Consider the following 21,861-nt stretch of genomic DNA (forward strand, 5'->3'; position numbering starts at 1 on the left):
GCCTGGGGGAGAAGGACGCTTCCGAGCCTAGTACGACCGGCGACGGCGTGACGGGATCAGGGCGTGGGTGCGACCGACGACTCCGGCTCGGGCACCGGCGCGTCGGGAGAGAGCGATGGCGTGGGGGTGTCGGTCACGGTCGGCGACGGCGCAGGCGCACCCGGGCCCGCCACGAAGTACAGGGTCTGCGCGCCGATGGCGCCGGCGATGACGATGAGTCCGATGACGACGCCGAGCACGTTGTCGCGAGTTCGGCGCTGCCCCTGACGGCGGTGCAGTTCCTGCCGCGCCTGGTAGACCCGGGCGCGTTCGCGCTGCTCGCGGCTCTGCCGGTCTTTTCCGCCCGTCGCCACATCGACCTCCTCCGGCCGATCCCGGCCGTCCCCGATCCTACGCAGCAGCGGGGGAGCCGCCCAAAAGAGCGACGACGGTGTCGGTGGGCGCGGCTAGCCTGGTTCGGTGTCCGCCTCCTCCGCTCTCTTCCAGGGTCAGACGCCGCTCGCCGTGCGCATGCGGCCCGCGAGTCTCGACGAGGTCGCGGGCCAGGGCCACCTCCTGCGCCCGGGGTCACCGCTTGTCACTCTCGCCACCACCGACTCGTCGGCATCCGGATCCGCGGTGTCCGTCATCCTCTGGGGACCGCCCGGAACCGGCAAGACCACCCTCGCCCAGGCGATCGCCCGCTCGTCGGGACGACGCTTCGTCGAGTTGTCGGCGATCACCGCCGGAGTCAAAGACGTCCGCGAGGTGATGCAAGAGGCACTGACGCAGCGCGATCTCTACGGGCAGTCGACCATTCTGTTCCTCGACGAGATCCACCGTTTCACCAAGGCCCAGCAGGATGCGTTGCTTCCGGGAGTCGAGAACGGATGGGTCGTGCTCATCGCGGCGACGACGGAGAACCCCTCGTTCTCGGTCATCTCGCCGCTCCTCTCCCGGTCTCTCCTGCTGACCCTCCGGCCGCTCGGCGACGACGACCTGGGCGCCCTCGTCGATCGCGCAGTCAGCGATCCGCGCGGACTGGCTGGCCGTGTCGTCCTCGACGCCGACGCGCGGGCCGCTCTCGTGCGCCTGGCCTCGGGCGACGCCCGTCGTGCGCTGACGGCCTTGGAAGCGGCCGCGTCGGTAGCGGGCGACGATGCCGGTGCTGCCGTATCCACCGGTGACGACGACGACGATGGCGATGACCATGACGATGCGGGGGAGGAGGCGGATGCCGACGCGCCCCGCGAGCTGCCCGTCATCACGGCCGACCACATCGCCCAGGCCGTCGACCGCGCCCTGCTGCGCTACGACCGCCAGGGAGACGAGCACTACGACGTCATCAGCGCCTTCATCAAGTCGGTGCGAGGCTCCGATCCGGATGCCGCCATCCACTACCTCGCACGGATGATCGAGGCGGGGGAGGACCCGCGGTTCATCGCCCGACGCCTCGTGATCTCCGCGGCCGAAGACATCGGCATGGCCGACCCGCAGGCACTGCAGATCGCCGTCGCCGCCGCCGACGCCGTCGCGTTCATCGGTATGCCCGAGGGCCGTATCCCTCTCGCCGAGGCCACGGTGTACCTCGCCACGACAGCGAAGTCGAACGCGGCCTACAACGCCATCAACGCCGCGATCGCGGACGTCCGCGCCGGCGGGTTGGGGCGCGTTCCGATGCACCTGCGGGACGCGCACTACCCCGGGGCGAAGCGCCTAGGCCACGGCAAGGGATACAAGTACGCCCACGACAGCGAAATCGGCATCGTGACGCAGCAGTACCTGCCCGACGAGCTCCGCGGACGCCGCTACTACGAGCCCACCAATCACGGGGCCGAGCGCGACGTGTCCGCGCGTCTGGAGAAGATCCGACGCATCCTCGACGGCTCGTGAGACCGGCAACCGGGACGCGCAGGCAGCTCTGGTAGCATGAATCGGCTCGAAACAGGGTTTTCGGGCATCCCCTCCTTCTTGTGATCACCTTTCGGTGTGCCCCGGCGTGCACATCGGTTCGGGCGGAAGGGGGCGATACGTCCGTGAGCCGTGAAAGGCGCGGCCACGTCATCGGAAGGAGAACTTCGTGACCACGAAGTCTCAGGACCGCCGCAAGGTGCGTCTGTCGCGCGCCCTCGGCGTCGCACTCACCCCCAAGGCCGCCCGCTACCTCGAGAAGCGTCCCTACGCTCCCGGTGAGCACGGCCGCACCAAGCGCAAGGCCGACAGCGACTACGCCGTCCGTCTCCGCGAGAAGCAGCGTCTGCGCGAGCAGTACGGCATCCGCGAGAAGCAGCTGCGTATCGCGTTCAACGAGGCCCGCCGCACCGACGGCCTGACCGGTGAGAACCTGGTCGAGCTGCTCGAGATGCGTCTGGACGCCCTCGTCGTGCGTTCGGGCTTCGCCCGCACCACCGCGCAGGCTCGCCAGCTCGTCGTGCACCGCCACATCCTGGTCGACGGCCAGCTCGTGGACCGCCCGTCGTTCCGTGTGAAGCCGGGCCAGCAGATCCACGTCAAGCCCAAGAGCGAGGGTCTCGAGCCCTTCCAGGTCGCCGCCGCCGGTGGACACGCCGAAGTGCTGCCCCCCGTTCCGGGCTACCTCGAGGTCGACCTCTCGACGCTGCAGGCGAAGCTCGTCCGTCGCCCCAAGCGCGCCGAGGTGCCCGTCACGTGTGACGTGCAGCTCGTCGTCGAGTACTACGCCGCCCGCTGATCCCAGCGAGCACCGAAGGGCGTCGGGTTCTCCCGGCGCCCTTCGGCGTTCCCGGCGGTCATCGATCGGATGGATGCCGACTCGGCATGCGGCCCGCAGGAGCCGTCGCCTACGATGAAGGATGCCGCGACCGCGGCGTCGTATCGAGGAAGAAGTGGTGATCGTGAGAAGCCTCGTCTGGTTCGCGTTGGGTATCGCCGGCGGATTCGTCGCCGCCCACCTGGTCAACAAGGACCCGCGGGGTCAGGAGCTGTTCGCACAGCTCGATTCCCGAATCGGTGAGTTCACCGACCGCATGAGCGACGCCTACCACGCGCAGGAGACCCGCCTCTCCGAGATCGTCGACGACGTGAAGGGCGTCGCGGCTTCCGCGGTCGAACGCGCGTCCGATGCCGTCGACGATGCCGCCGCCGCGGCCAAGAACGCCGCACCCTCCTCAGACTGACCTCCTCAGGCAGCTGCCCCGACGCCCGGGGCGGTTGCCGCCTGCGCACGGAAAGACCCGCCATGAAAACCGCCGAGATCGCCCAGCGCTTCCTCGACTTCTTCGAGAAGAAGAACCACACGATCGTCCCGTCGGCCTCGCTCGTCACCGACGACCCGGCCCTGCTGTTCACCGTGGCGGGCATGGTGCCCTTCATCCCGTACCTGAGCGGCGTCGTCCCGCCCCCGTACCCTCGTGCCGCCGACGTGCAGAAGTGCATACGTACCAACGACATCGAGGAAGTGGGCAAGACGCCCCGCCACGGCACGTTCTTCCAGATGCTCGGCAACTGGTCGTTCGGCGACTACTTCAAGGAAGACGCGATCCGCTTCGCGTGGGAGCTGCTCACCGCCCCCGAGTCGGAGGGCGGTCTGGCCTTCGATCCGAAGGACCTGTGGGTCACCGTCTACGAAGAAGACGACGAGGCGCACGACCTCTGGCTGAAGCTCAGCAGCCTGCCCGAGGATCGCATCCAGCGCCTGGGCAAGGACACGAACTACTGGTCGACCGGGCTTCCCGGCCCCGCGGGTCCGTGTTCGGAGATCTTCTTCGACCGCGGCCCGGCCTACGGCATCGACGGCGGTCCCGCGACCGACGACGACCGGTACGTCGAGATCTGGAACCTCGTGTTCATGCAGTACGAGATCACGAACGTGCGCTCGAAGTACGACTTCGACATCGTCGGCGAACTCCCGGCCAAGAACATCGACACCGGCATGGGCCTGGAGCGTATCGCGTTCATCAAGCAGGGCGTCGACAACATGTACGAGACCGACCAGGTCCGCCCGGTGCTCGACCTCGCGGCATCCCTCGCCGGCAAGCAGTACGGCAACGAGTCGCACGAGGACGACGTCCGCCTGCGCATCGTCGCCGACCACGTACGGTCGTCGCTCATGCTGCTCGCCGACGGCGTGACGCCGTCGAACGAGGGACGCGGCTACATCCTCCGCCGCATCATGCGTCGCGCGATCCGCTCCATGCGCCTGCTGGGCGTCGAGGGCGCCACGTTCCCCGAGCTCTTCGCCGCCTCGCGCGACGCGATGAAGGAGTCTTACCCCGAGGTCGAGACCGACTACGCCCGCCTGTCGGCGTACGCCATCGCGGAAGAGCAGACCTTCCTGCGCACGCTCGCGGCGGGCTCGGCCATCCTCGACCAGTCCGTCGCCGAGGCCAAGAACGGCGGCGGCACAACCCTGTCAGGGTCCGAGGCGTTCCTGCTGCACGACACGTACGGCTTCCCGATCGACCTCACCCTCGAGATCGCCGAAGAGGCGGGGCTCTCGGTCGACCGCGGCGCGTTCGACCAGCTCATGCAGGAGCAGCGTTCGCGCGCGAAGGCCGATGCCCGCGCCCGAAAGGGTGCCATCGCAGATCAGAGCGCGTACCGCGAGTTCCGCGCGCTGGGTGAGACGGTGTTCACCGGCTACACCGAGCTGCAGACGGAGTCCCGGGTCCTCGGCATCCTGGTCGGTGGTCAGGGAACCGACCGCGCCTCCGAGGGGCAGATCGCCGAGATCATCACCGCCGAGACGGCTCTGTACGCCGAGTCGGGCGGTCAGGTCGCCGACAAGGGGACGATCGCCGGTCCGGGCTACGAGCTCGAGGTGCTCGACGTCCAGCGCCCCGTACCCGGTCTCATCAGCCACACCGTCGAGGTCACCACCGGCGAGGTGTCGGTGGGTGCCCCCGCGACCACCGTCGTCGACGCCCTCAACCGTCATTCGGCGCAGCAGGCGCACTCCGCCACGCACCTCGTGCACGCCGCGATCCGCGACACCCTCGGAAAGACGGCGACGCAGACCGGCTCGCTGAACCGCGCCGGCTACATGCGGTTCGACTTCAGCTGGAGCTCGGCGCTCTCTCCCGAGACCCGCACCGAGATCGAAGACATCGCCAACAACGCCGTGCGCGACAACCTCGAGGTCACCACTCGCGTGATGTCGCTCGATGAGGCGAAGGCCGCCGGCGCGATGGCACTGTTCGGCGAGAAGTACGGCGACACCGTGCGCATGGTCGACATCGGCGGTCCCTGGTCGCGCGAACTCTGCGGTGGCACGCACGTCGCCCGCAGCGCAGAGATCGGACTGGTCAACCTCGTCGGCGAGCAGTCGGTCGGCGCCTCGAACCGCCGCGTCGAGGCGCTGGTGGGTCTGGACGCGTTCCGTGACCTCGCCGCCGAGCGCGCGATCGTCTCGCAGCTGTCGACCTCGCTCAAGACACCGCGTGAGCAGCTCACGACCCGCATCGCCGAGCTCGCCGCGAGCCTGAAGGCCGCCGAGAAGAAGATCGCCGCGTTCGAGGCGCAGGCGCTGAGCGGTCGCCTTCCGCAGCTCGCGGAATCGGCTGTCTCGGTCGGCACCGTCCGCGTCGTCGCCGAAAGCCTCGGAGAGGGCGCCTCGGCCGACGACGTGCGCTCGCTCGCGCTGCAGGTGCGCGATCGTCTCGGGTCCGACCCCGCGGTCGTCGCCCTCGCGTCGGTCGCCGGCGGCCGTGCCACGGTGGTCGTCGTCACCAACGACGCCGCACGCGAGCGGGGTCTCACTGCCGGTGCGCTCGCGAAGGCCGCCGCGGGGATCCTCGGCGGTGGCGGCGGTGGTCGTCCGGACGTCGCTCAGGGCGGCGGAACGGATGCCGCTGCCCTGCCGAAGGCGCTGGAGGGCATCGTCGCTGACGTCCGGGCGACCACCGCGTGACGGATTTCCGGCGCGGCATCCGTCTGGGGATCGATGTCGGGCGCGCCCGCGTGGGCGTGGCCCGCTCGGACCCGGACGGTCTCCTCGCGGTCCCCGTCGAGACGGTGCCGCGCAAGGGCGAGCCCGTGCGCCGCATCGTCGCCCTCGCGCAGGAGTACGAGGCGTTCGAAGTGCTCGTCGGTCTGCCGCTGAACCTCCGCGGGGAGGACACCCCCTCGACGACCGATGCGCGGGTGTTCGCGGCGGAGGTGGCGGCGGCGCTGAGCGTCACCGTGCGCCTCGTCGACGAGCGTCTCAGCACGGTCTCGGCGCACGGTGTCCTGCGGCAGGCAGGACGTTCTCAGCGTGACTCTCGTAGCATTGTGGACCAAGTCGCCGCTGTGGTGCTGCTGCAGCAGGCGCTCGACGTGGAGCGACAGTCCGGCGAGCCGGCCGGACCCGCCGTCACACCGGGACAGGAGCCCGCCTGACATGCCCGACACCAACGACCCGACCGCCGACGATCCTTTCGCCGAGCTGTACGGACGTCTGCCCGACCCCCGTTCCGCCGCGAACGGCCCGACGCGCCGCCCCGCATCGGCTGAGGAAGCGAGCACGGCGACGACCGACGTCCCGCCGTCACGCCGTGCCGCCCGTGCGGCACGCGCGCAGACAGGTCCGACCGCCGCGCCGCCCGGCTCGCAGATGCCGACGGCGGCAGCCGCAGAGCCCGCCGCCGACCGGCCGACCGCCCTCGGCGACGCGCGACCGGCGGCAGAGCAGCCCGATCAGCCCGTCACACGCCCGGCTGCGGCACAGCCGACGGCCGCGCGGCCGTCCGCCGCGCAGCCGTCCCAGCCCGGGCAGACCTCGCGATCACTCGACGCACCGCGGGCAGCCGCGCAGCCGCCCACTGCCCCGATGCCCGCCACCGCGCCTGAGCGCGAGCCCGCCCTCGTCGGTGCGGCCGGCGGCGCGGCATCCTCTGTTCCGTCGTCGGGTTCCGCCGCCGGGGGATCGCTCGAAGACCTCTTCGCCGGACGCGCACACACCGACCAGATCGGTGCCCCCGCCCCCCGTCCGCCGAAGAAACGCCGCCGGGTCGGCGGGTGGATCGCTCTCGCCATCGTGCTCGCGATCATCGGAGGTCTCGTGGGCGGAGGATTCGCCCTGTGGAACACCTACGGCGAACGCGTCCAGGCGTTCTTGGGCACCGGCGAGCCGACCGACTACGAAGCCGGGATGGCCACGGGTGAAGTGCGGGTGACGATCGTCTCGGGCGACACGGGTGAATCGGTGTCGCCGAAGCTGTTCGACGCGGGCGTCACGAAGGCCTCGAACTCGCTCTACAAGTACATGGTCGACAACTCCGTCGGCTTCACCTTCCAGCCCGGGGTGTACAAGCTGCAGAAGCAGATGACCTCTGAAGCCGTGATCGCGGCGCTCCGCGACCCTGCGAACCGCCTCGACAACTCGGTGCAGCTGCGCGAGGGCCTGACCCTCACCCAGTCTCTGGACGCGATCTCGGAGCAGGCCGGCATCGCGCGCGCCGACCTGGACGCCGCGGTCGCCGACCCCTCGCAGTACGGCGTCTCGGCTTCCTCCCTCGAGGGCTGGATCTTCCCCGCGACCTACGACTTCGACGAGGGGGTGACCGCGAAGGACGTCATCACGCGGATGGTGCAGCGCACGGTGCAGTCGCTCGATCAGGCGGGTGTGCCTGAGGCCGACCGCGAGCGAATCCTCATCATCGCGTCGATCATCGAACGCGAGGCGCGCGAGTCCGACGACTTCTACAAGGTGTCACGCGTCATCGAGAACCGGCTCCAGCCCGACAACGATGAGACGCACGGCCTGCTCCAGATGGATTCGACGGCGCAGTACGGCGTCGGGGAGATCGGTGCCGGATCGTCGTCATCGTCCGAGAACGCGCTGACCAGTGACAATCCGTGGAACACCTACATCCATCCCGGACTGCCGATCGGACCGATCGCCAACGCGGGCGACCTCGCCATCGACGCGGCGATGCACCCTGCGGAAGGCAGCTGGTACTACTTCACGACCGTGAACCTGGCGACGGGCGAGACCGTGTTCTCGACCACCTACGCCGATCAGCTGAAGGCCGTGGATCAGTTCCAGCAATGGTGCCGCGAGAACCCCGACGGCGGATGCTGACCGGCACCACCCGCCTCGCCGTCTGGGGCGACCCGATCGAGCATTCGCGGTCGCCCCGGTTGCACGCCGCGGCCTACGACGTGCTCGGGCTCGACTGGAAGTACGGGCGCGAGCGCGTCAGCGAGGCCGCGTTCATTTCGCGGATCCAGGATCTGGATGCCACGTGGCGCGGCCTGTCCCTGACGATGCCGCTGAAGAACGCCGCTGCGCGGGCGGCGGTGTCGCTCGATGACGCGGCGAGGCGCACGGGGGCGGTGAACACGTACCTGCTGACCCCCGGCGGTCCTCACGGGTTCAACACCGACGTCGGAGGGCTGGCGCGTGCGCTCCGCGAGGCCGGTGTGGTTCGCGCCGATACGGCGCGGATCCTCGGTGCGGGCGCAACCGCGACATCGGCGGTGCTGTCGCTCGCCGAGCTCGGCGCCGACCGTGTCGAGGTCGTGGCCAGGCGTCCGGAAGCGGTCACGCCGCTACGCGAGCTGGGGGCCTCGGTCGGGGTCGACGTCGTGCGGTCGTCCTTCGACGACCCGGGTGCGCCGACGGAGGTCGACGTGACGATCGGGGCCCTGCCGGGCAAGGTCGATGCGGGTCCCGGCATCCGTCCCTTCGCCGAGAACGGTGGTCTGCTCGTCGACGTGGTCTACGGCAACTGGCCGACGGCCCTGGCTGCGCACTGGGACGCGGCCGGAAACGCGGCGATCAGCGGCCTCCCGATGCTTCTGCACCAGGCACTGCTCCAGGTGCGCGTCTTCGTGAACGGCGACCCGGACCGTGCCGTGGATCGGGAGGACGAGGTGCTGTCCGCAATGCGCACCGCGCTCGTGGGAGACTAGAGGAATGCTTCGCGTTCTCACGGCCGGCGAGTCCCACGGCCCCGAACTGATCGCCCTCATGGAGGGGATGCCGGCCGGTGTGCCCGTCTCGTCCGCGCAGATCCGCGCCGAGCTCGCGCGCCGTCGCCTGGGGTACGGCCGCGGCTCGCGCATGAAGTTCGAGGAAGACGAACTCACGCTGTCGACAGGCATCGTGCACGGTTTCACGATCGGCAGCCCGATCGCCCTGCGCATCGGCAACACCGAGTGGCCCAAGTGGACCGAGGTCATGAGTCCCGAGCCCGTTGAGCTGTCCGACAAGTCTCGCGGTCGCGGTGCCGCGCTCACGCGTCCGCGTCCGGGCCACGCGGATCTCGTGGGTATGCAGAAGTACGGCTTCGACGAGGCCCGTCCGATCCTCGAGCGCGCCTCCGCGCGCGAGACGGCTGCCCGCGTCGCCCTCGGCGCGATCGCGCGCTCCTTCCTCAGCGAACTCGGCATCCGTCTTGTGAGCCACACCCTGTCCATCGGCCCCGTTCGCGTTCCCGACGACGCCGGCCTCCCGACCCCCGACGATGTCGATCGTCTCGACGCCGATCCGCTGCGCTGTTTCCACGCCGAGACGAGCGCCGCGATGGTCGCCGAGGTCGACGACGCCAAGAAGACCGGCGACACGCTCGGCGGCGTCGTCGAGGTGCTCGCGTACGGTCTGCCGCCGGGGCTCGGTTCGCACGTGCAGTGGGATCGTCGACTCGACGCGAGGCTCGCTCAGGCGCTCATGAGCATCCAGGCGATCAAGGGCGTGGAAGTCGGCGACGGGTTCCTCACCACGACCCGCCGTGGTTCCCAGGCGCACGACGAGTTGTTCGCCACCGGCGACGGCATCACGCGCTCCTCCGATCGCGCGGGCGGCACCGAGGGCGGCATGTCGACCGGAACCGTGCTGCGCGTGCGCGCCGGCATGAAGCCGATCGCCACGATCCCCAAGGCGCTGCGCACGGTCGACGTGGCCACCGGTGACACCGCCGCGGCTCACCACCAGCGCTCCGACGTCTGCGCCGTGCCCGCCGCCGGGGTGGTCGCCGAGGCGATGGTCGCCGTGACGCTCGCTGACGCGTTGCTGGAGAAGTTCGGCGGCGACAACATCGTCGAGACGCGTCGCAACCTGGAGGCGTACGTGGCGCACCTGCCCGAGACGCTGCGGACGACCGACGCCTCCGACGCCGCGCTGCTCGCGCATGACCTCGCCTGAGCTGGTGGCCGCAGACGCGTCGGCTCCGGATGCCGGAACGCCCGCGTCCGGCGATCCCGTCGGCTCCGCCGTCGTTCTCATCGGACCGATGGGGGCCGGGAAGACCAGCGTCGGCCGTCGTGTGGCGCGCGCACTCGGAACGCCGTTCACCGACACCGACAAGCTCGTCGTGCGCGATCACGGCCCGATTCCGGCACTGTTCGTCGCCCACGGCGAGGCGCATTTCCGTGCCCTGGAGCGAGACGCCGTCGCGGAGGCATTGGCACGCGGGGGTGTCGTCGCGCTCGGCGGGGGAGCGGTACTCGACCCCGTGACGCGCGACCGGCTCCGGGCGCACCACGTCGTGCTGCTGACCGTGGCACCGCACGTGGTGGCATCCCGGATCCATGGGAACGACCGGCCCCTCCTCGGCGGCGAAGACCCCGTGGCCCGGTGGCAGCGCATCTTCGAAGAGCGGCGGCCCGTCTACGAGCAGACCGCCGACATCGCATTCGACACCTCGTCGGGCCCCCTCGTGCGGGTCGTCGACGACATCGTGGCCTGGGCACGCCGTGTGCCGGCCGGAGAGACGGCATGACCGACACCACCACCATCAGCGTCGCCGGCGACTCCGGCTACGACATCACGATCGGCCGCGGCCTGCTCGCCTCGCTGAGCGACGTGCTGCCGGCCGGGGCGCAGAAGGTGCTCGTGGTCCACCCGCCGACCCTCGCGGCGCAGGCCGAGGCCTTGCGCGCGCAGCTGATGGGCGACCGTCAGGTGCTTCTCGCCGAGATCCCGGACGCCGAGGCCGGCAAGCGCGTCGAGGTGGCCGCATTCTGCTGGCAGGTGATGGGGCAGGCCGACTTCACGCGGACCGACGTCGTCGTCGGCTTCGGCGGGGGAGCGGTGACCGACCTGGCGGGCTTCGTCGCCGCCACCTGGCTGCGCGGTGTCGCGCTCGTTCAGGTGCCGACCACGGTGCTCGGCATGGTCGACGCGGCCGTGGGCGGAAAGACCGGCATCAACACCGCCGAGGGGAAGAACCTCGTCGGCGCCTTCTGGCCGCCCGTCGCCGTGGTCTGCGATCTCGACCTGCTCGACACCCTGTCGAAGAACGAAGCGACCGCCGGCTTCGCCGAAGTGGTCAAGGCCGGCTTCATCTGGCATCCGGAGATCCTCGATCTCATCGAGGCCGACCCGTCCGGGATCGTGGACCCCCGCGGCGACGCGTTCCGTCGGTGCATCGAGCTCGCGATCGACATGAAGGCGCGGGTCGTGGGCGAAGACCTCCGCGAGGCGGGCCTGCGCGAGGTGCTCAACTACGGCCACACCCTCGGACACGCGATCGAGCACGCCGAGCGCTACCGCTGGCGCCACGGGGCGGCGATCTCGGTCGGCATGGTGTTCGCGGCCGAGCTGTCGCGCCTGGCCGGACGCCTGTCCGACGACGTCGCGCAGCGGCACCGCACGGTGCTGGAGTCGTTGGGGCTGCCGACGACCTACCGCGCCGGGGCGTTCCAGACGCTCAAGGCCACCATGCAGCGCGACAAGAAGAGCCGCGGCAGCATGCTGCGCTTCATCGTGCTCGACGACCTGGCTCGTCCCACGGTGCTGCAGGCACCCGACGAGTCGCTCCTGTTCGCGGCCTACCAGGAGGTCGGGGCGTAGTCCGCCCGATCTCGCGGCCCCGCACACGCCAGACCCGGGATGCCACGGCATCCTGTTCTCCCGGGCCACCGCCGCGGCGCGCGCCGGCCCCGGGATGCCGCGACGCGCGCCGGATCCGGGATGCCACGGCATCCTGTTCTCCCGGGCCACCGCCGCGGCGCGCGCCGGCCCCGGGATGCCGCGACGCGCGCCGGATCCGGAGATGGTCGACGGATCCGGACGATTCGCGACGAGACATCCGGATCTGCCGACATTCTCCGGATCTGCGACGCGAAAAGCCCCGCCGCCCGAAGGCGACGGGGCCTATCAGCCTGGTCAGACCTCGGCGGGGACGCGCTGCTCCGAGCGCAGGCCGAGTTGATCGGTGGGGACGTCGCGGGTCTCGCGAGCCGTCAGCGCACTGACCGAGGCGATGATCGCGATCGCGGCGGTGAAGAGGCTGATGACGACCCAGCCGCCCGCACCCCCACCGCCGAGGGCTGCGACGATGCTGGGCGCGAAGCCGGCCATGAGGAAGCCGAGCTGCGTGCCGATCGCCATGCCCGAGAAGCGGACGCGGGTGCTGAACATCTCGCCGTAGAACGACGGCCAGACGGCGTTCGCCGCGGCGTACCCGCACGAGAACGTCAGCACCGCGAGACCGAACGTGAGGAGGGTGTTCCCTCCCCCCATCGACAGCATGTAGAACGGCATGAACGCCGCGGACGAGAGCGCGCCGTAGATGAAGACCGGCTTGCGCCCGATACGGTCGGCGAGCTTGCCGAACAGCGGCTGGGTGAACAGCGCGACCACGTTCGCGACGACGACGAGCCACAGCGTCACGCTGGCGTCGAGGCCCACCTCCTTGCCGTACGCGATGGCGAGGGTGCCGAAGACCGTCGAGACCGCGGCGATGAAGGCGCAGAAGATCACGCGGAGCACGTCGCGCCAGTGGTTCTTCAGAAGCGGGACCAGCGGCATCCGTGCGATCTGACCGGTCGCTTTCGCCTGCTCGAACTCGGGCGTCTCGTGCAGGCTCCGGCGGATGAAGAACGCCACGACCACGACGACCGCGCTGAGCCAGAACGGCACGCGCCAGCCCCACGAGAACTTGATCTCGTCGGGGAGCGCGACCACGGGGATGAAGACGAGAGCGGCGAGGATCTGGCCGCCCTGCGTCCCGGTGAGCGTCCACGAGGTGAAGAAGGAGCGGCGCCCGTCGGGGGCGTGCTCGAGCGTCAGCGATGACGCCCCGGCCTGTTCCCCCGCGGCCGAGAGACCCTGGGCGAGACGGCACAGCACGAGGAGCGCGGGCGCGAACCAGCCGATCTGCGCGAAGCCCGGGAGGCACCCGATGACGAAGGTCGACAAGCCCATGAGCAGCAGGGTGAACATCAGCACCTTCTGGCGCCCGATGCGGTCGCCGAAGTGGCCGAGGATGATCGCGCCGAAGGGACGGGCGATGTACGCGAACCCGAAGGTCGCGAACGACATCACCAACGCCGCCTGATCACCTGACGGGAAGAACACCGTGGGGAAGATGAGGGCGGCGGCAGAGCCGAACAGGAAGAAGTCGTAGTACTCCACGGCGCTTCCCATGAAGCTGGCGGTGGCCGCCTTCACGGGGGTTTTCCGCGTCGTTGCGGGGGTGGTCATGCGTTGTCTCCTTAGCGGGCGACGGCCGGGTCGACGGGTCGGTCGGGGGCTTTGTCGGCGGATACGAGGTCGAGGAAGTGAGCGGTCATGCGATCGGGGTCGGGTCGCGTCCCCGTGATGAGGGCGAACGCATCGACGGCCTGGTGGACCGCCATACGTCCGCCGCTGAGGGTGCGGCAGCCGCGCTCGCGCGCGGTGACGAGGAGTTCGGTGTCGAGAGGGCGGTACACGATGTCGGCGACCCACAGCTCGGGCCGGAGCAACGCCTCGTCGAGGGGAAGACCCGGGTGCTCCGCCATGCCGACCGGGGTGCAGTGCACGAGGCCGTCGGCCTCGGCGAGGACATCGGCGAGTCGCGCCGGCAGCGCGGTGTCGACGACGGCGAGCGGATGCCGCGACCCCAGGTCGGCGGCGAGAGCGCCGGCCCGGGCCGGGTCGAGATCGACGATGGTCAGTCGAGCGGTGCCGAGGCGCAGCAGCGCGTCGGCGACGGCCGACCCCGCCCCGCCCGCGCCGAGCTGGACGACGTGGCGGGTCTCGGCATCCGGAAGCCCGTCCGTGAAGGCGGCGGCGAAGCCCGTCGTGTCGGTGTTGTAGCCGACCCGCCCGCTGGGTGTGAAGAGCACCGTGTTCACCGCGCCCAGGGCAGCGGCGACGGGGTCGATGCGGTCGAGGTGGTCGAGCACGCTCTGCTTGCAGGGGTGCGTGACGTTGACGGCGTCGTAGCCGAGGCGCTCGGCCCACGCGAGCACGTCGCCGATGCGGGCGGGATCGATCCCGAGCGCGGTGAGGTCGAGCGGTCGATAGACGTAGGTCAATCCCAGCGCACGTGCCTCGGCCATGTGCATCGGCGGGGTGAGCGAGGGGAGGACCCCCGTGCCGATGAGGCCGACGAGGTACGGGTGCGCGTCGATCACGGTACTCCTTCGTGTCCGCGTGGCGGTTATGTACTAACCGGTACGTTCAGAGGAAACCACGAGGTGGCCGTGGTGTCAACGGCAAGATGCGGATGCCGCGCGGGGCGCGGAGCGCGGGGCGCGGGGTCCGGGGCGGGGTCGAGTGTCCAAGACATCCGGACGGTCTCGCGAGGCGTCCGAGTGTTTCGGACACTCACTGCCCGGGAACGGCGCGGGCCCGGGGCGGGTCAGCGCGCGGGGACGGTCAGCCAGCCGACCACGACGTCACCGAGGGCCGCGCGCAGGTGGGCGCGACGCTCGGGGGAGGCGAGGTCGACGTCGAAGAGGTGGCCGAAGGTGTACTGGTTCGCGACCTGGAAGACGCAATACGAGCTGATCACGAGGTGCACGTCGATCGCATCGACGTCGGAGCGGAAGACCCCGGCCGCGCGTCCGCGCTCGAGGATCTCGTCGAGCAGCCCCTTCGCCGGCTGTGACAGCGTGCGCAATCCGTCGATCTGCCGGATGAACTCGCCGCGATGGATGTTCTCGATCGCGACGAGGCGGATAAAGGCCTCGTGCCCGACATGGTGGTCGAAGGTCAGCTCGGCGAGGGCGCGGATGGCATCCACCGGGTCCGCGTGATCGACGTCGATCGCGCGCTCCGCCTCGCGGATACCGCGATAGGCCTCTTCGAGGACGGCTCGATAGAGGCCCTCTTTCCCGCCGAAGTAGTAGTAGATCATCCGCTTCGTGGTCCGGGTGCGCGCGGCGATGTCGTCGACCCGGGCGCCGGAGAAGCCCTCCTCGGCGAAGACCTCGGTCGCCACGGCGAGCAGTTCGGAGCGCGTGCGCTCAGCATCTCTGCGTGCCTCGGCCATGCGGTCAGACTAGTAGACCGACTTTGTACCAGATGGTACATTCGGCCGCCATGAGGACCTCGATCGCGACCGTCTGCATCAGCGGAACGCTCGCCGACAAACTGCACGCCTGCGCCGACGCCGGCTTCGATGGCGTCGAGATCTTCGAACCCGACCTGCTGGCCGCTCCCGAGAGCCCCGAGGAGGTCGCCGCTCTGGCCGGCCGCCTCGGCCTCAGCCTCGACCTGTACCAGCCGATGCGCGACGTCGAGGGCGTCGACGACGAGGCGTTCGCCGCGGTCCTCCGCCGGGCCGAGGCGAAGTTCCGTCTCATGAACCGCCTGGGCATTGATCTCGTCCTGTGCTGCAGCAACGTCGGGACCGCCACGATCGACGACGACGAGGTCTCCGCCGACCAGCTGCGACGCCTCGGCGATCTCGCGGCGGGGCACGGCATCCGCATCGCCTTCGAGGCTCTCGCGTGGGGGCGTTTCATCGACGACTACCGCCGCGCGTGGCGCATCGTCGAGCTCGCCGACCACCCCGCTGTCGGGGTGTGCCTGGACTCGTTCCACATCCTGTCGCGCGGTCACGACCCCGCGGCGATCGCCGAGATCCCGGGCGAGAAGATCTTCTTCGTCCAGCTCGCCGACGCGCCACGCCTCAGCATGGACGTGCTGTCGTGGAGCCGGCACCACCGTCTCTTCCCGGGCGAGGGCGACTTCGATCTCACCGACTTCACGGCCCGCATCGTCGAGGCGGGGTACACCGGCCCGTGGTCGCTCGAGGTGTTCAATGACACGTTCCGCCAGACCGATGCCCGGCGCACCGCGCGGCACGCCCGCCGGTCGCTGCGCTGGCTGGAAGACGCGGTGTCCCGTGCCCTGCCCGACACCCCCGACGAGCTGCGCATGCTCCCCGATTCGGCCGCCCCCTCCGGTGTCGACTTCGTCGAGGTCAAAGCCGAGGACACCTCCGCGATCGAGGAGCTGCTCGGGCAGCTCGGCTTCACCTCTCGGGGCCGGCACCGCACCAAACCGGTCACCCTGTGGACCGCGGGAGAAGCGCGCGTCATCCTCAACGAACAGCACGCGCGGGGATGGGAGCCGCGGCTGGCGGCGATCGGCCTCGAGGTGGACGACGCCGAAGCGGTCGACCTGCGCATGCACGAGCTGGGGGTTCCCCGCGCCTACCGGCGCACCTACGCGACAGAAGAGCGTCTCGACGGGGCGATCGCCCCCGACGGGACCGAGGTGTACTGGGCACAGGCCGCTGACGAAGGCGACCCGGCGTGGGTCGCGGAGTTCGAGCACGGGGAGCCCGAGCGGAACACGGTCATCCGCGGCGTCGACCACGTGAGCCTCACCCAGCCGTGGGATGCCATCGAGGAGGCGACCCTGTTCTACACGGCGGGCTTCGCGCTCCGCGTGGACAGCAGCACCGACGTCCCCGGACCCCGCGGTCTCGTGGCCAGCCGCGTGCTGGTCGCACCCGGCGGGCAGGTGCGGATCCCACTCAACGTGGCACCCCCTGTGCTGGCCTCGGAGCGCGCCGGTGCCGCCCTCCCGCAGCACGTCGCGTTCGTGTGCGACGACGTCCGCGCCGCCGCCCGCGCGGCACGCGATCGGGGGTTCGCGCCCCTCGAGATGCCCGGTAATTACTACGACGACATCGCGGCGCGCTTCGATCTCGCGTCGGACGCGGTGGACGAACTGCGTGAGTTGCACCTCGGATACGACCAGGATGCCGCGGGGGAGTACCTGCACTTCTACACGCGCACGATCGGCGAGGTGTTCTTCGAGTTCGTCGAACGCGTCGATTCCTACGCCGGGTACGGAGCAGGTACCGCGCCCGTGCGCCTGACCGCGCAGGGGAGGCGCTGATAGCGTGCCCGACATGACCACGCCCCGCCGCCTGCTGCTCGTCAACGGTCCGAACCTCAACCTGCTCGGCACCCGTCAGCCGGAGATCTACGGCTCCGACACCCTCGCCGACGTCGAGAGGGTCACCGCCGAGGCAGCCGAGCGCCACGGACTCGCCGTGCGCGCGATCCAGAGCAATCATGAAGGCGTCCTCATCGATGCGATCCACGCCGCGCGGCTGGACTGCGCCGGCATCGTGATCAACGCCGGGGGACTCACGCACACCTCCGTCGCGCTGCGTGACGCGCTGGCATCCGTGGCCCTCCCGGTTGCCGAGGTGCACATCTCGAACATCAAGGAACGCGAGCCGTTCCGGCACTTCTCGTACATCGAAGACGTCGCGGCCGTCCACGTGATCGGCGAGGGCATCCCGGGGTACGCACGAGCCGTGGAACTGCTCGTCGACGTCATCTCGGGCCGCGCGGACGGCTGAGGGCGTACGGTCGATCGCGCCCGCAGAGGGCATCGCGTAGACTCGACCGCTGGGCGTGCGCCACAGCGCGGCCCTCCTCCCACACGAAACGGAATACGGGCACTCATGGCATCCACCGCAGACATCAAGAACGGCGTCGTCCTCAGCATCGACGGTCAGCTGTGGAACGTCGTGGAATTCCAGCACGTCAAGCCCGGAAAGGGCGGCGCGTTCGTCCGCACCAAGCTGAAGAACGTCATGAGCGGCAAGACGGTCGACCGCACCTTCAACGCCGGCGCCAAGGTCGACATCGAGAACGTCGACCGTCGTGACTTCACCTACCTCTACAACGACGGCGAAGGCTTCGTCTTCATGGACGTCGCCGACTACGACCAGATCACCGTGGGCGCTGCCACCGTCGGAGATGCCGCCAACTTCCTGCTCGAGAACCAGCAGGTGCAGATCGCACTGAACAACGGCAACCCGCTCTACATCGAGCTGCCGCCGTCCGTGGTCCTCGAGGTCACCTACACCGAGCCGGGCCTGCAGGGCGACCGCTCGTCGGCCGGCACGAAGCCCGCCACGGTCGAGACGGGTTACGAGATGCAGGTTCCCCTGTTCCTCGAGACCGGCACGAAGATCAAGGTCGACACTCGCACCGGCGAGTACCTCGGCCGCATCAGCTGACGTTGTCCGCCCGTACCAAGGCGCGCAAGCGCGCCCTCGACATCCTGTTCCAGGCCGACGTCCGCGGCGAGGAGCTCCCCGTCATGCTGGCCACCGAGGCCAAGCGCGCGGCTTCCGAGCCCGACCGTCAGGCGTCGTGGCTCTACGCCCGCGACATCGTCGACGGCGTCATCGACAACCGCGACGCGATCGACGAGCAGATCACGACGTTCGCCAAGGACTGGTCGCTGCAGCGCATGCCTGCCGTCGACCGCGCCCTGCTGCGGATCGGTGCGTGGGAGATCCTCTACAACGACGACGTGCCCACGGCCGTCGCGATCGACGAAGCCGTGGAGCTCGCGAAGGAGTTCTCGACCGACGACTCCGGCTCTTTCGTGCACGGCGTGCTGGCGCGGATCGCGCGCTCGTCCTGAGCCCGCTCGACGTGTTCCGACGCGGCCCCGACTTCTCGTCGGCGGTCGCGTCGCGGCGTTTTCCGGCGGATTCCGGATGCCGCGCGGCGGCGCACGCGCGCGGCCGGGCGCCGGCGGCGTACACACGGGGCCGGATGCCGGCGGCGTACGCACGGGGCCGGATGCCACGCATAAACGCGGTCCACACGCATAAACGCGTGCACAGCGTGTTTCTGTGCGCGGACCGCGTTTATGCGTGGCCCGCGACCCGGGTGCCCGCGGCGCTCGGCAGCGGTGGGGCGCTCGTCGCATCGGAGCCGACGCGACGTATGCGGGCGCCGATGTCGGACCCCCGCGGCAGGATGCTCTCGTGACCTCCTGGCGCGACCTCCTTCCCGGGGGTGAGCCGGCCGCGTTCGAGCCGCTCGCCCTCGGCGTCGAGCTGCGCCAGCGCGAGGCCTACGACCCGGCCCGGTGGGAGGCCCGCGCCGTCGTCCCGGTGACGCCACGGATGCTCGCGCGACGCCAGGACGACCTGCAGCTCGTCGCGCGTCCGCTCGTACGCGGAGCGCGCGAGGGATGGATCAGAGCGGATGCCACGTGGGACGCCGTGCGTCGATCCACAGGCCGCTTCGACCCAGCTCACGTGCGATGGTTCGCCGAGCTGCATGCGCTCGCTCAAGCTCTGCGCATCGCCGGACCCTTCGCCGCTTCCGGCGACACCGTCGCCCTCGACACCGTGGACTCGCCGTTGCTGTGGCCGCACCTGGCCGGGGCGACGGGTCTCGGCATCCCGATCGTGTCGATGCACCCGCAGCAACGCGTACACCTCGGGGGCGAGGCGGTCGCCCGGGTGGCCCTCGACGCGGTCGGCGGGGGAGCGTTGCGCGTCTCGGCCGACCTCGAGATCGACGGGCGGCGGGTGGATGCCGCCCACGCCCGCGCAATCGGCTCGTCGGGGCTGTTCGCGTACGAGCTCCATCGCGATCCGGTGCCGCTCGTGCTCGTCGGCGTCGACCTCCCGACGCCGCTGCCGTCGCTCCTCGGCCGCGCGGCTGTCGAGGTGCCTGCGGCCGACGCGGGGGAGTTCGTCGCCGAGGTGTACCCGCGTCTGGCCCGGCGGGCGCCGTTGTCGGTGGGCGCGGGGGTGCCTGCTCCGCCGCCAGCACGGCCGACGCTCGCGGTCGAGGTGTCCTACCTCGACGACGACGCGGTCGCGTACGCGCTCGCGTGGGTGTATCCGGGCGGACACCGGGCTCCGTACGACGACGGCGAGCATCCCGAGCGCGACCCGCGCACTGAGGCGCAGATCGGTGAACGGTTCGAGACGGCGTGGATGGCGGCATCCGATCTGCCCATCGACGGCCGTACGACGCTGCGCGACGCGGATGCCGCAGTGTTCGCCGCCCGCGTGCTGCCCGCCGTCGACGTGCTCGACGACGTGCGCGTGCGCATCCGGGGCACGCAGCCGACGTTCCGCGAGCTCCGCGGCGACCCGTCGCTGCGGATCACGCTCGTCGAGTCACTCGACCGAGACTGGCTCGACCTGGGCATCACCGTGACGATCGACGGACGCCTCATCCCGTTCGGCGTGCTCTTCAGCGCGCTGTCGCGCGGACGCACGCGCATCAAGCTGTCGGACGGCGCGTGGTTCTCTCTCGCGCATCCGGCGCTGCAGCGGCTGCGCGATCTGCTGGAAGAGGCCGCGACCCTCGACGAATGGGAGACCGGCCCGCGGCTTCCCCGCACCCACCTGACGCTGTGGGCGGAGTTCGAAGACCTCGCCGATCAGTCCGAAGCGGCGGTCGAGTGGCGCCAGCTCGCCCGCGCCCTCCGCGATGTGACGGAGGTGCCGGCCGTGCCGCCCCCGCCCGGCTTCCGCGCCGAGCTGCGCCCGTATCAGCGCGAGGGCCTCTCGTGGCTCGCGCTCCTGCACGCGCATCGGCTCGGCGGCATCCTGGCCGATGACATGGGGCTCGGGAAGACGCTGCAATTGCTCGCACTGATCGCTCACACACGCACTCGCGGGGACGCGCGGCCGTGGCTGGTGGTGGCCCCGACCTCGGTCCTGCCCACCTGGCGCGACGAGGCCGCGCGCTTCGCGCCCGACCTGCGGGTGGCCGTCGTCGAAGCGACCGCGGTGCGCCGCGACCGGGCCGTCGCCGAGATCGCGGCGGGTGTCGACGTCGTCGTCGCGTCGTACGGCGTCGTGCGGACGGATGCCGATGAGTTCGCCGCGCCGTCCTGGAGCGGCGTCGTGCTGGATGAGGCGCAGTTCGTGAAGAACCCCGCGACGCGCATCCACCGCGCGATCGCGGCGCTGAAGACCGACGCCGTGTTCGCCGCGACCGGCACCCCGATCGAGAACGGCCTCGACGACCTGTGGGCGCTGCTCGCGCTGACCGCGCCGGGACTGTTCCCCTCGATCCGGCAGTTCCGTGAGGACTACACGCGCGCGATCGAGCAGCTGCCCACCGATGCCCCGACCGAGCTCTCGGCGCACGCGGCGGGCGCCCACCGCGCGAAGATGCTCGAGCGTCTGCGCCGACGCGTGCGGCCGTTCCTCCTGCGCCGCACGAAAGACGTCGTGGCATCCGACCTGCCGCCCAAGCAGGAGCAGGAGATCGCTGTTCCGCTCGGTCCGGCGCACCAGGAGGTCTACGACCGGGTGCTGCAGCGCGAACGCCAGAAGGTCCTCGGTCTGCTCGACGACCTCGACCGCCAGCGGTTCATCGTGTTCCGTTCGCTGACGCTGCTGCGCATGCTCGCTCTGGCGCCGGGCCTCGTCGACGAGCGCGACGCGCACCTCGGGTCCGCCAAGCTCGACACGCTGCTGGAGCGTCTCGTCGAGGTCGCCGCCGAGGGCCACCGTGCTCTGGTGTTCAGCCAGTTCACCTCGTTCCTCGACATGGCGGCGGAGAGACTGGATGCCGCGGGCCTCGCCTACGCGCACCTCGACGGCAGCACGGCGCGACGGGGGGAGGTGGTCGCCGGGTTCCGCGAGGGCCAGGCGCCGGTGTTCCTCATCAGCCTCAAGGCCGGGGGCTTCGGGCTCACCCTCACGGAGGCGGAGTACGTGTTCGTGCTCGACCCGTGGTGGAACCCCGCCGCCGAGGCCCAGGCCGTCGACCGCGCCCACCGCATCGGCCAGGACAAGAGCGTGTTCGTGTATCGGCTCATCGCGGCCGGCACCATCGAGGAGAAGGTGCTCGCGCTGCAACGCCGCAAGGCCGCGCTCTTCGACGCGGTGATCGACGACGGCGAGGCGTTCGCTGCGGCACTGGATGCCGACGACATCCGCGGGCTGCTCGGGCCGTGACCAC

The 21,861-nt window shown here is 70.4% G+C and carries 19 protein-coding genes; 15 read left to right on the forward strand and 4 right to left on the reverse strand.

Annotation, left to right across the window (positions count from 1 at the left end; all coding sequences use genetic code 11):
- Positions 1-56: 56 nt before the first annotated feature.
- Complete coding sequence (locus tag PIR02_17315; protein WZH36490.1) at positions 57-353, reverse strand: dioxygenase; 297 nt, start codon at positions 351-353, stop codon at positions 57-59.
- A 106-nt stretch (positions 354-459) separates the two neighbouring features.
- Here PIR02_17315 and PIR02_17320 point away from each other — a divergent pair, with 106 nt between their 5' ends.
- The 10 genes from PIR02_17320 to aroB all read left to right on the forward strand — a co-directional run bounded on the left by PIR02_17320 (position 460) and on the right by aroB (position 11,734).
- Positions 460-1,872: a replication-associated recombination protein A gene (locus PIR02_17320; GenBank protein WZH36491.1), complete on the forward strand. Its 1,413-nt coding sequence runs from the start codon at positions 460-462 to the stop codon at positions 1,870-1,872.
- Positions 1,873-2,059: 187 nt separating this feature from the next.
- Positions 2,060-2,689 carry a 30S ribosomal protein S4 gene (rpsD, locus tag PIR02_17325; GenBank protein WZH36492.1) on the forward strand — a complete coding sequence of 210 codons (630 nt, stop codon included), beginning with the start codon at positions 2,060-2,062 and terminating at the stop codon, positions 2,687-2,689.
- A 163-nt stretch (positions 2,690-2,852) separates the two neighbouring features.
- The gene (locus PIR02_17330; protein ID WZH36493.1) at positions 2,853-3,134 is read left to right on the forward strand and encodes an ATPase; all 282 of its coding nucleotides are present in this window, start codon (positions 2,853-2,855) and stop codon (positions 3,132-3,134) included.
- Between the two features lie 62 nt (positions 3,135-3,196).
- The gene (gene alaS, locus PIR02_17335; protein WZH36494.1) at positions 3,197-5,866 is read left to right on the forward strand and encodes an alanine--tRNA ligase; all 2,670 of its coding nucleotides are present in this window, start codon (positions 3,197-3,199) and stop codon (positions 5,864-5,866) included.
- Entirely contained in the window at positions 5,863-6,336 is a 474-nt protein-coding gene (ruvX, locus tag PIR02_17340; GenBank protein WZH36495.1) for a Holliday junction resolvase RuvX, read from the forward strand. The genes alaS and ruvX overlap by 4 nt, the downstream gene beginning before the upstream one ends.
- Position 6,337: 1 nt before the next feature.
- Entirely contained in the window at positions 6,338-8,020 is a 1,683-nt protein-coding gene (mltG, locus tag PIR02_17345; protein WZH36496.1) for an endolytic transglycosylase MltG, read from the forward strand.
- Entirely contained in the window at positions 8,014-8,853 is an 840-nt protein-coding gene (locus PIR02_17350; protein WZH36497.1) for a shikimate dehydrogenase, read from the forward strand. Before mltG ends, PIR02_17350 begins: the two co-directional genes overlap by 7 nt.
- Before the next feature lie 4 nt (positions 8,854-8,857).
- Positions 8,858-10,084 (forward strand): chorismate synthase, encoded by a 1,227-nt coding sequence (aroC, locus tag PIR02_17355; GenBank protein WZH36498.1) that lies wholly within the window; start codon positions 8,858-8,860, stop codon positions 10,082-10,084.
- Positions 10,071-10,661: a shikimate kinase gene (locus tag PIR02_17360; protein WZH36499.1), complete on the forward strand. Its 591-nt coding sequence runs from the start codon at positions 10,071-10,073 to the stop codon at positions 10,659-10,661. The genes aroC and PIR02_17360 overlap by 14 nt, the downstream gene beginning before the upstream one ends.
- Positions 10,658-11,734, forward strand: a complete 1,077-nt coding sequence (gene aroB, locus PIR02_17365; protein ID WZH36500.1) for a 3-dehydroquinate synthase — start codon at positions 10,658-10,660, stop codon at positions 11,732-11,734. Before PIR02_17360 ends, aroB begins: the two co-directional genes overlap by 4 nt.
- A gap of 315 nt (positions 11,735-12,049) precedes the next feature.
- Here the strand turns inward: aroB and PIR02_17370 are convergent, their stop codons facing one another.
- The 3 genes from PIR02_17370 to PIR02_17380 all read right to left on the reverse strand — a co-directional run bounded on the left by PIR02_17370 (position 12,050) and on the right by PIR02_17380 (position 15,146).
- The gene (locus PIR02_17370) at positions 12,050-13,369 is read right to left on the reverse strand and encodes an MFS transporter (protein ID WZH36501.1); all 1,320 of its coding nucleotides are present in this window, start codon (positions 13,367-13,369) and stop codon (positions 12,050-12,052) included.
- Between the two features lie 11 nt (positions 13,370-13,380).
- Positions 13,381-14,286, reverse strand: coding sequence for a shikimate dehydrogenase (locus PIR02_17375; protein ID WZH36502.1), 906 nt, complete (start codon positions 14,284-14,286; stop codon positions 13,381-13,383).
- A gap of 227 nt (positions 14,287-14,513) precedes the next feature.
- On the reverse strand, positions 14,514-15,146 hold the full coding sequence (locus tag PIR02_17380) for a TetR/AcrR family transcriptional regulator (GenBank protein WZH36503.1): 633 nt from the start codon (positions 15,144-15,146) through the stop codon (positions 14,514-14,516).
- 50 nt (positions 15,147-15,196) lie between these two features.
- On the opposite strand from PIR02_17380, the gene PIR02_17385 reads away from it, so the two are divergent.
- From PIR02_17385 to PIR02_17405, 5 genes are all read left to right on the forward strand, one after another.
- Complete coding sequence (locus PIR02_17385) at positions 15,197-17,008, forward strand: TIM barrel protein (GenBank protein ID WZH36504.1); 1,812 nt, start codon at positions 15,197-15,199, stop codon at positions 17,006-17,008.
- A gap of 13 nt (positions 17,009-17,021) precedes the next feature.
- The gene (locus PIR02_17390; GenBank protein ID WZH36505.1) at positions 17,022-17,480 is read left to right on the forward strand and encodes a 3-dehydroquinate dehydratase; all 459 of its coding nucleotides are present in this window, start codon (positions 17,022-17,024) and stop codon (positions 17,478-17,480) included.
- Between the two features lie 105 nt (positions 17,481-17,585).
- Entirely contained in the window at positions 17,586-18,146 is a 561-nt protein-coding gene (gene efp / locus PIR02_17395; GenBank protein ID WZH36506.1) for an elongation factor P, read from the forward strand.
- A 2-nt stretch (positions 18,147-18,148) separates the two neighbouring features.
- Positions 18,149-18,559: a transcription antitermination factor NusB gene (nusB, locus tag PIR02_17400; protein WZH36507.1), complete on the forward strand. Its 411-nt coding sequence runs from the start codon at positions 18,149-18,151 to the stop codon at positions 18,557-18,559.
- 349 nt (positions 18,560-18,908) lie between these two features.
- Entirely contained in the window at positions 18,909-21,857 is a 2,949-nt protein-coding gene (locus PIR02_17405) for a DEAD/DEAH box helicase (protein WZH36508.1), read from the forward strand.
- Positions 21,858-21,861 lie beyond the last annotated feature (4 nt).

This window comes from Microbacterium enclense, from assembly GCA_038182865.1.
Classification (GTDB): domain Bacteria; phylum Actinomycetota; class Actinomycetes; order Actinomycetales; family Microbacteriaceae; genus Microbacterium; species Microbacterium enclense_B.

Coding starts and splice junctions, on each gene's coding strand:
- alaS (WZH36494.1), top strand. CDS start 3,197: ATGAAAACCGCCGAGATCGCCCAGCGCTTCCTCGACTTCTTCGAGAAG.
- mltG (WZH36496.1), top strand. CDS start 6,338: ATGCCCGACACCAACGACCCGACCGCCGACGATCCTTTCGCCGAGCTG.
- PIR02_17350 (WZH36497.1), top strand. CDS start 8,014: ATGCTGACCGGCACCACCCGCCTCGCCGTCTGGGGCGACCCGATCGAG.
- aroC (WZH36498.1), top strand. CDS start 8,858: ATGCTTCGCGTTCTCACGGCCGGCGAGTCCCACGGCCCCGAACTGATC.
- PIR02_17360 (WZH36499.1), top strand. CDS start 10,071: ATGACCTCGCCTGAGCTGGTGGCCGCAGACGCGTCGGCTCCGGATGCC.
- aroB (WZH36500.1), top strand. CDS start 10,658: ATGACCGACACCACCACCATCAGCGTCGCCGGCGACTCCGGCTACGAC.
- PIR02_17370 (WZH36501.1), bottom strand. CDS start 13,369: ATGACCACCCCCGCAACGACGCGGAAAACCCCCGTGAAGGCGGCCACC.
- PIR02_17380 (WZH36503.1), bottom strand. CDS start 15,146: ATGGCCGAGGCACGCAGAGATGCTGAGCGCACGCGCTCCGAACTGCTC.
- PIR02_17385 (WZH36504.1), top strand. CDS start 15,197: ATGAGGACCTCGATCGCGACCGTCTGCATCAGCGGAACGCTCGCCGAC.
- PIR02_17390 (WZH36505.1), top strand. CDS start 17,022: ATGACCACGCCCCGCCGCCTGCTGCTCGTCAACGGTCCGAACCTCAAC.
- efp (WZH36506.1), top strand. CDS start 17,586: ATGGCATCCACCGCAGACATCAAGAACGGCGTCGTCCTCAGCATCGAC.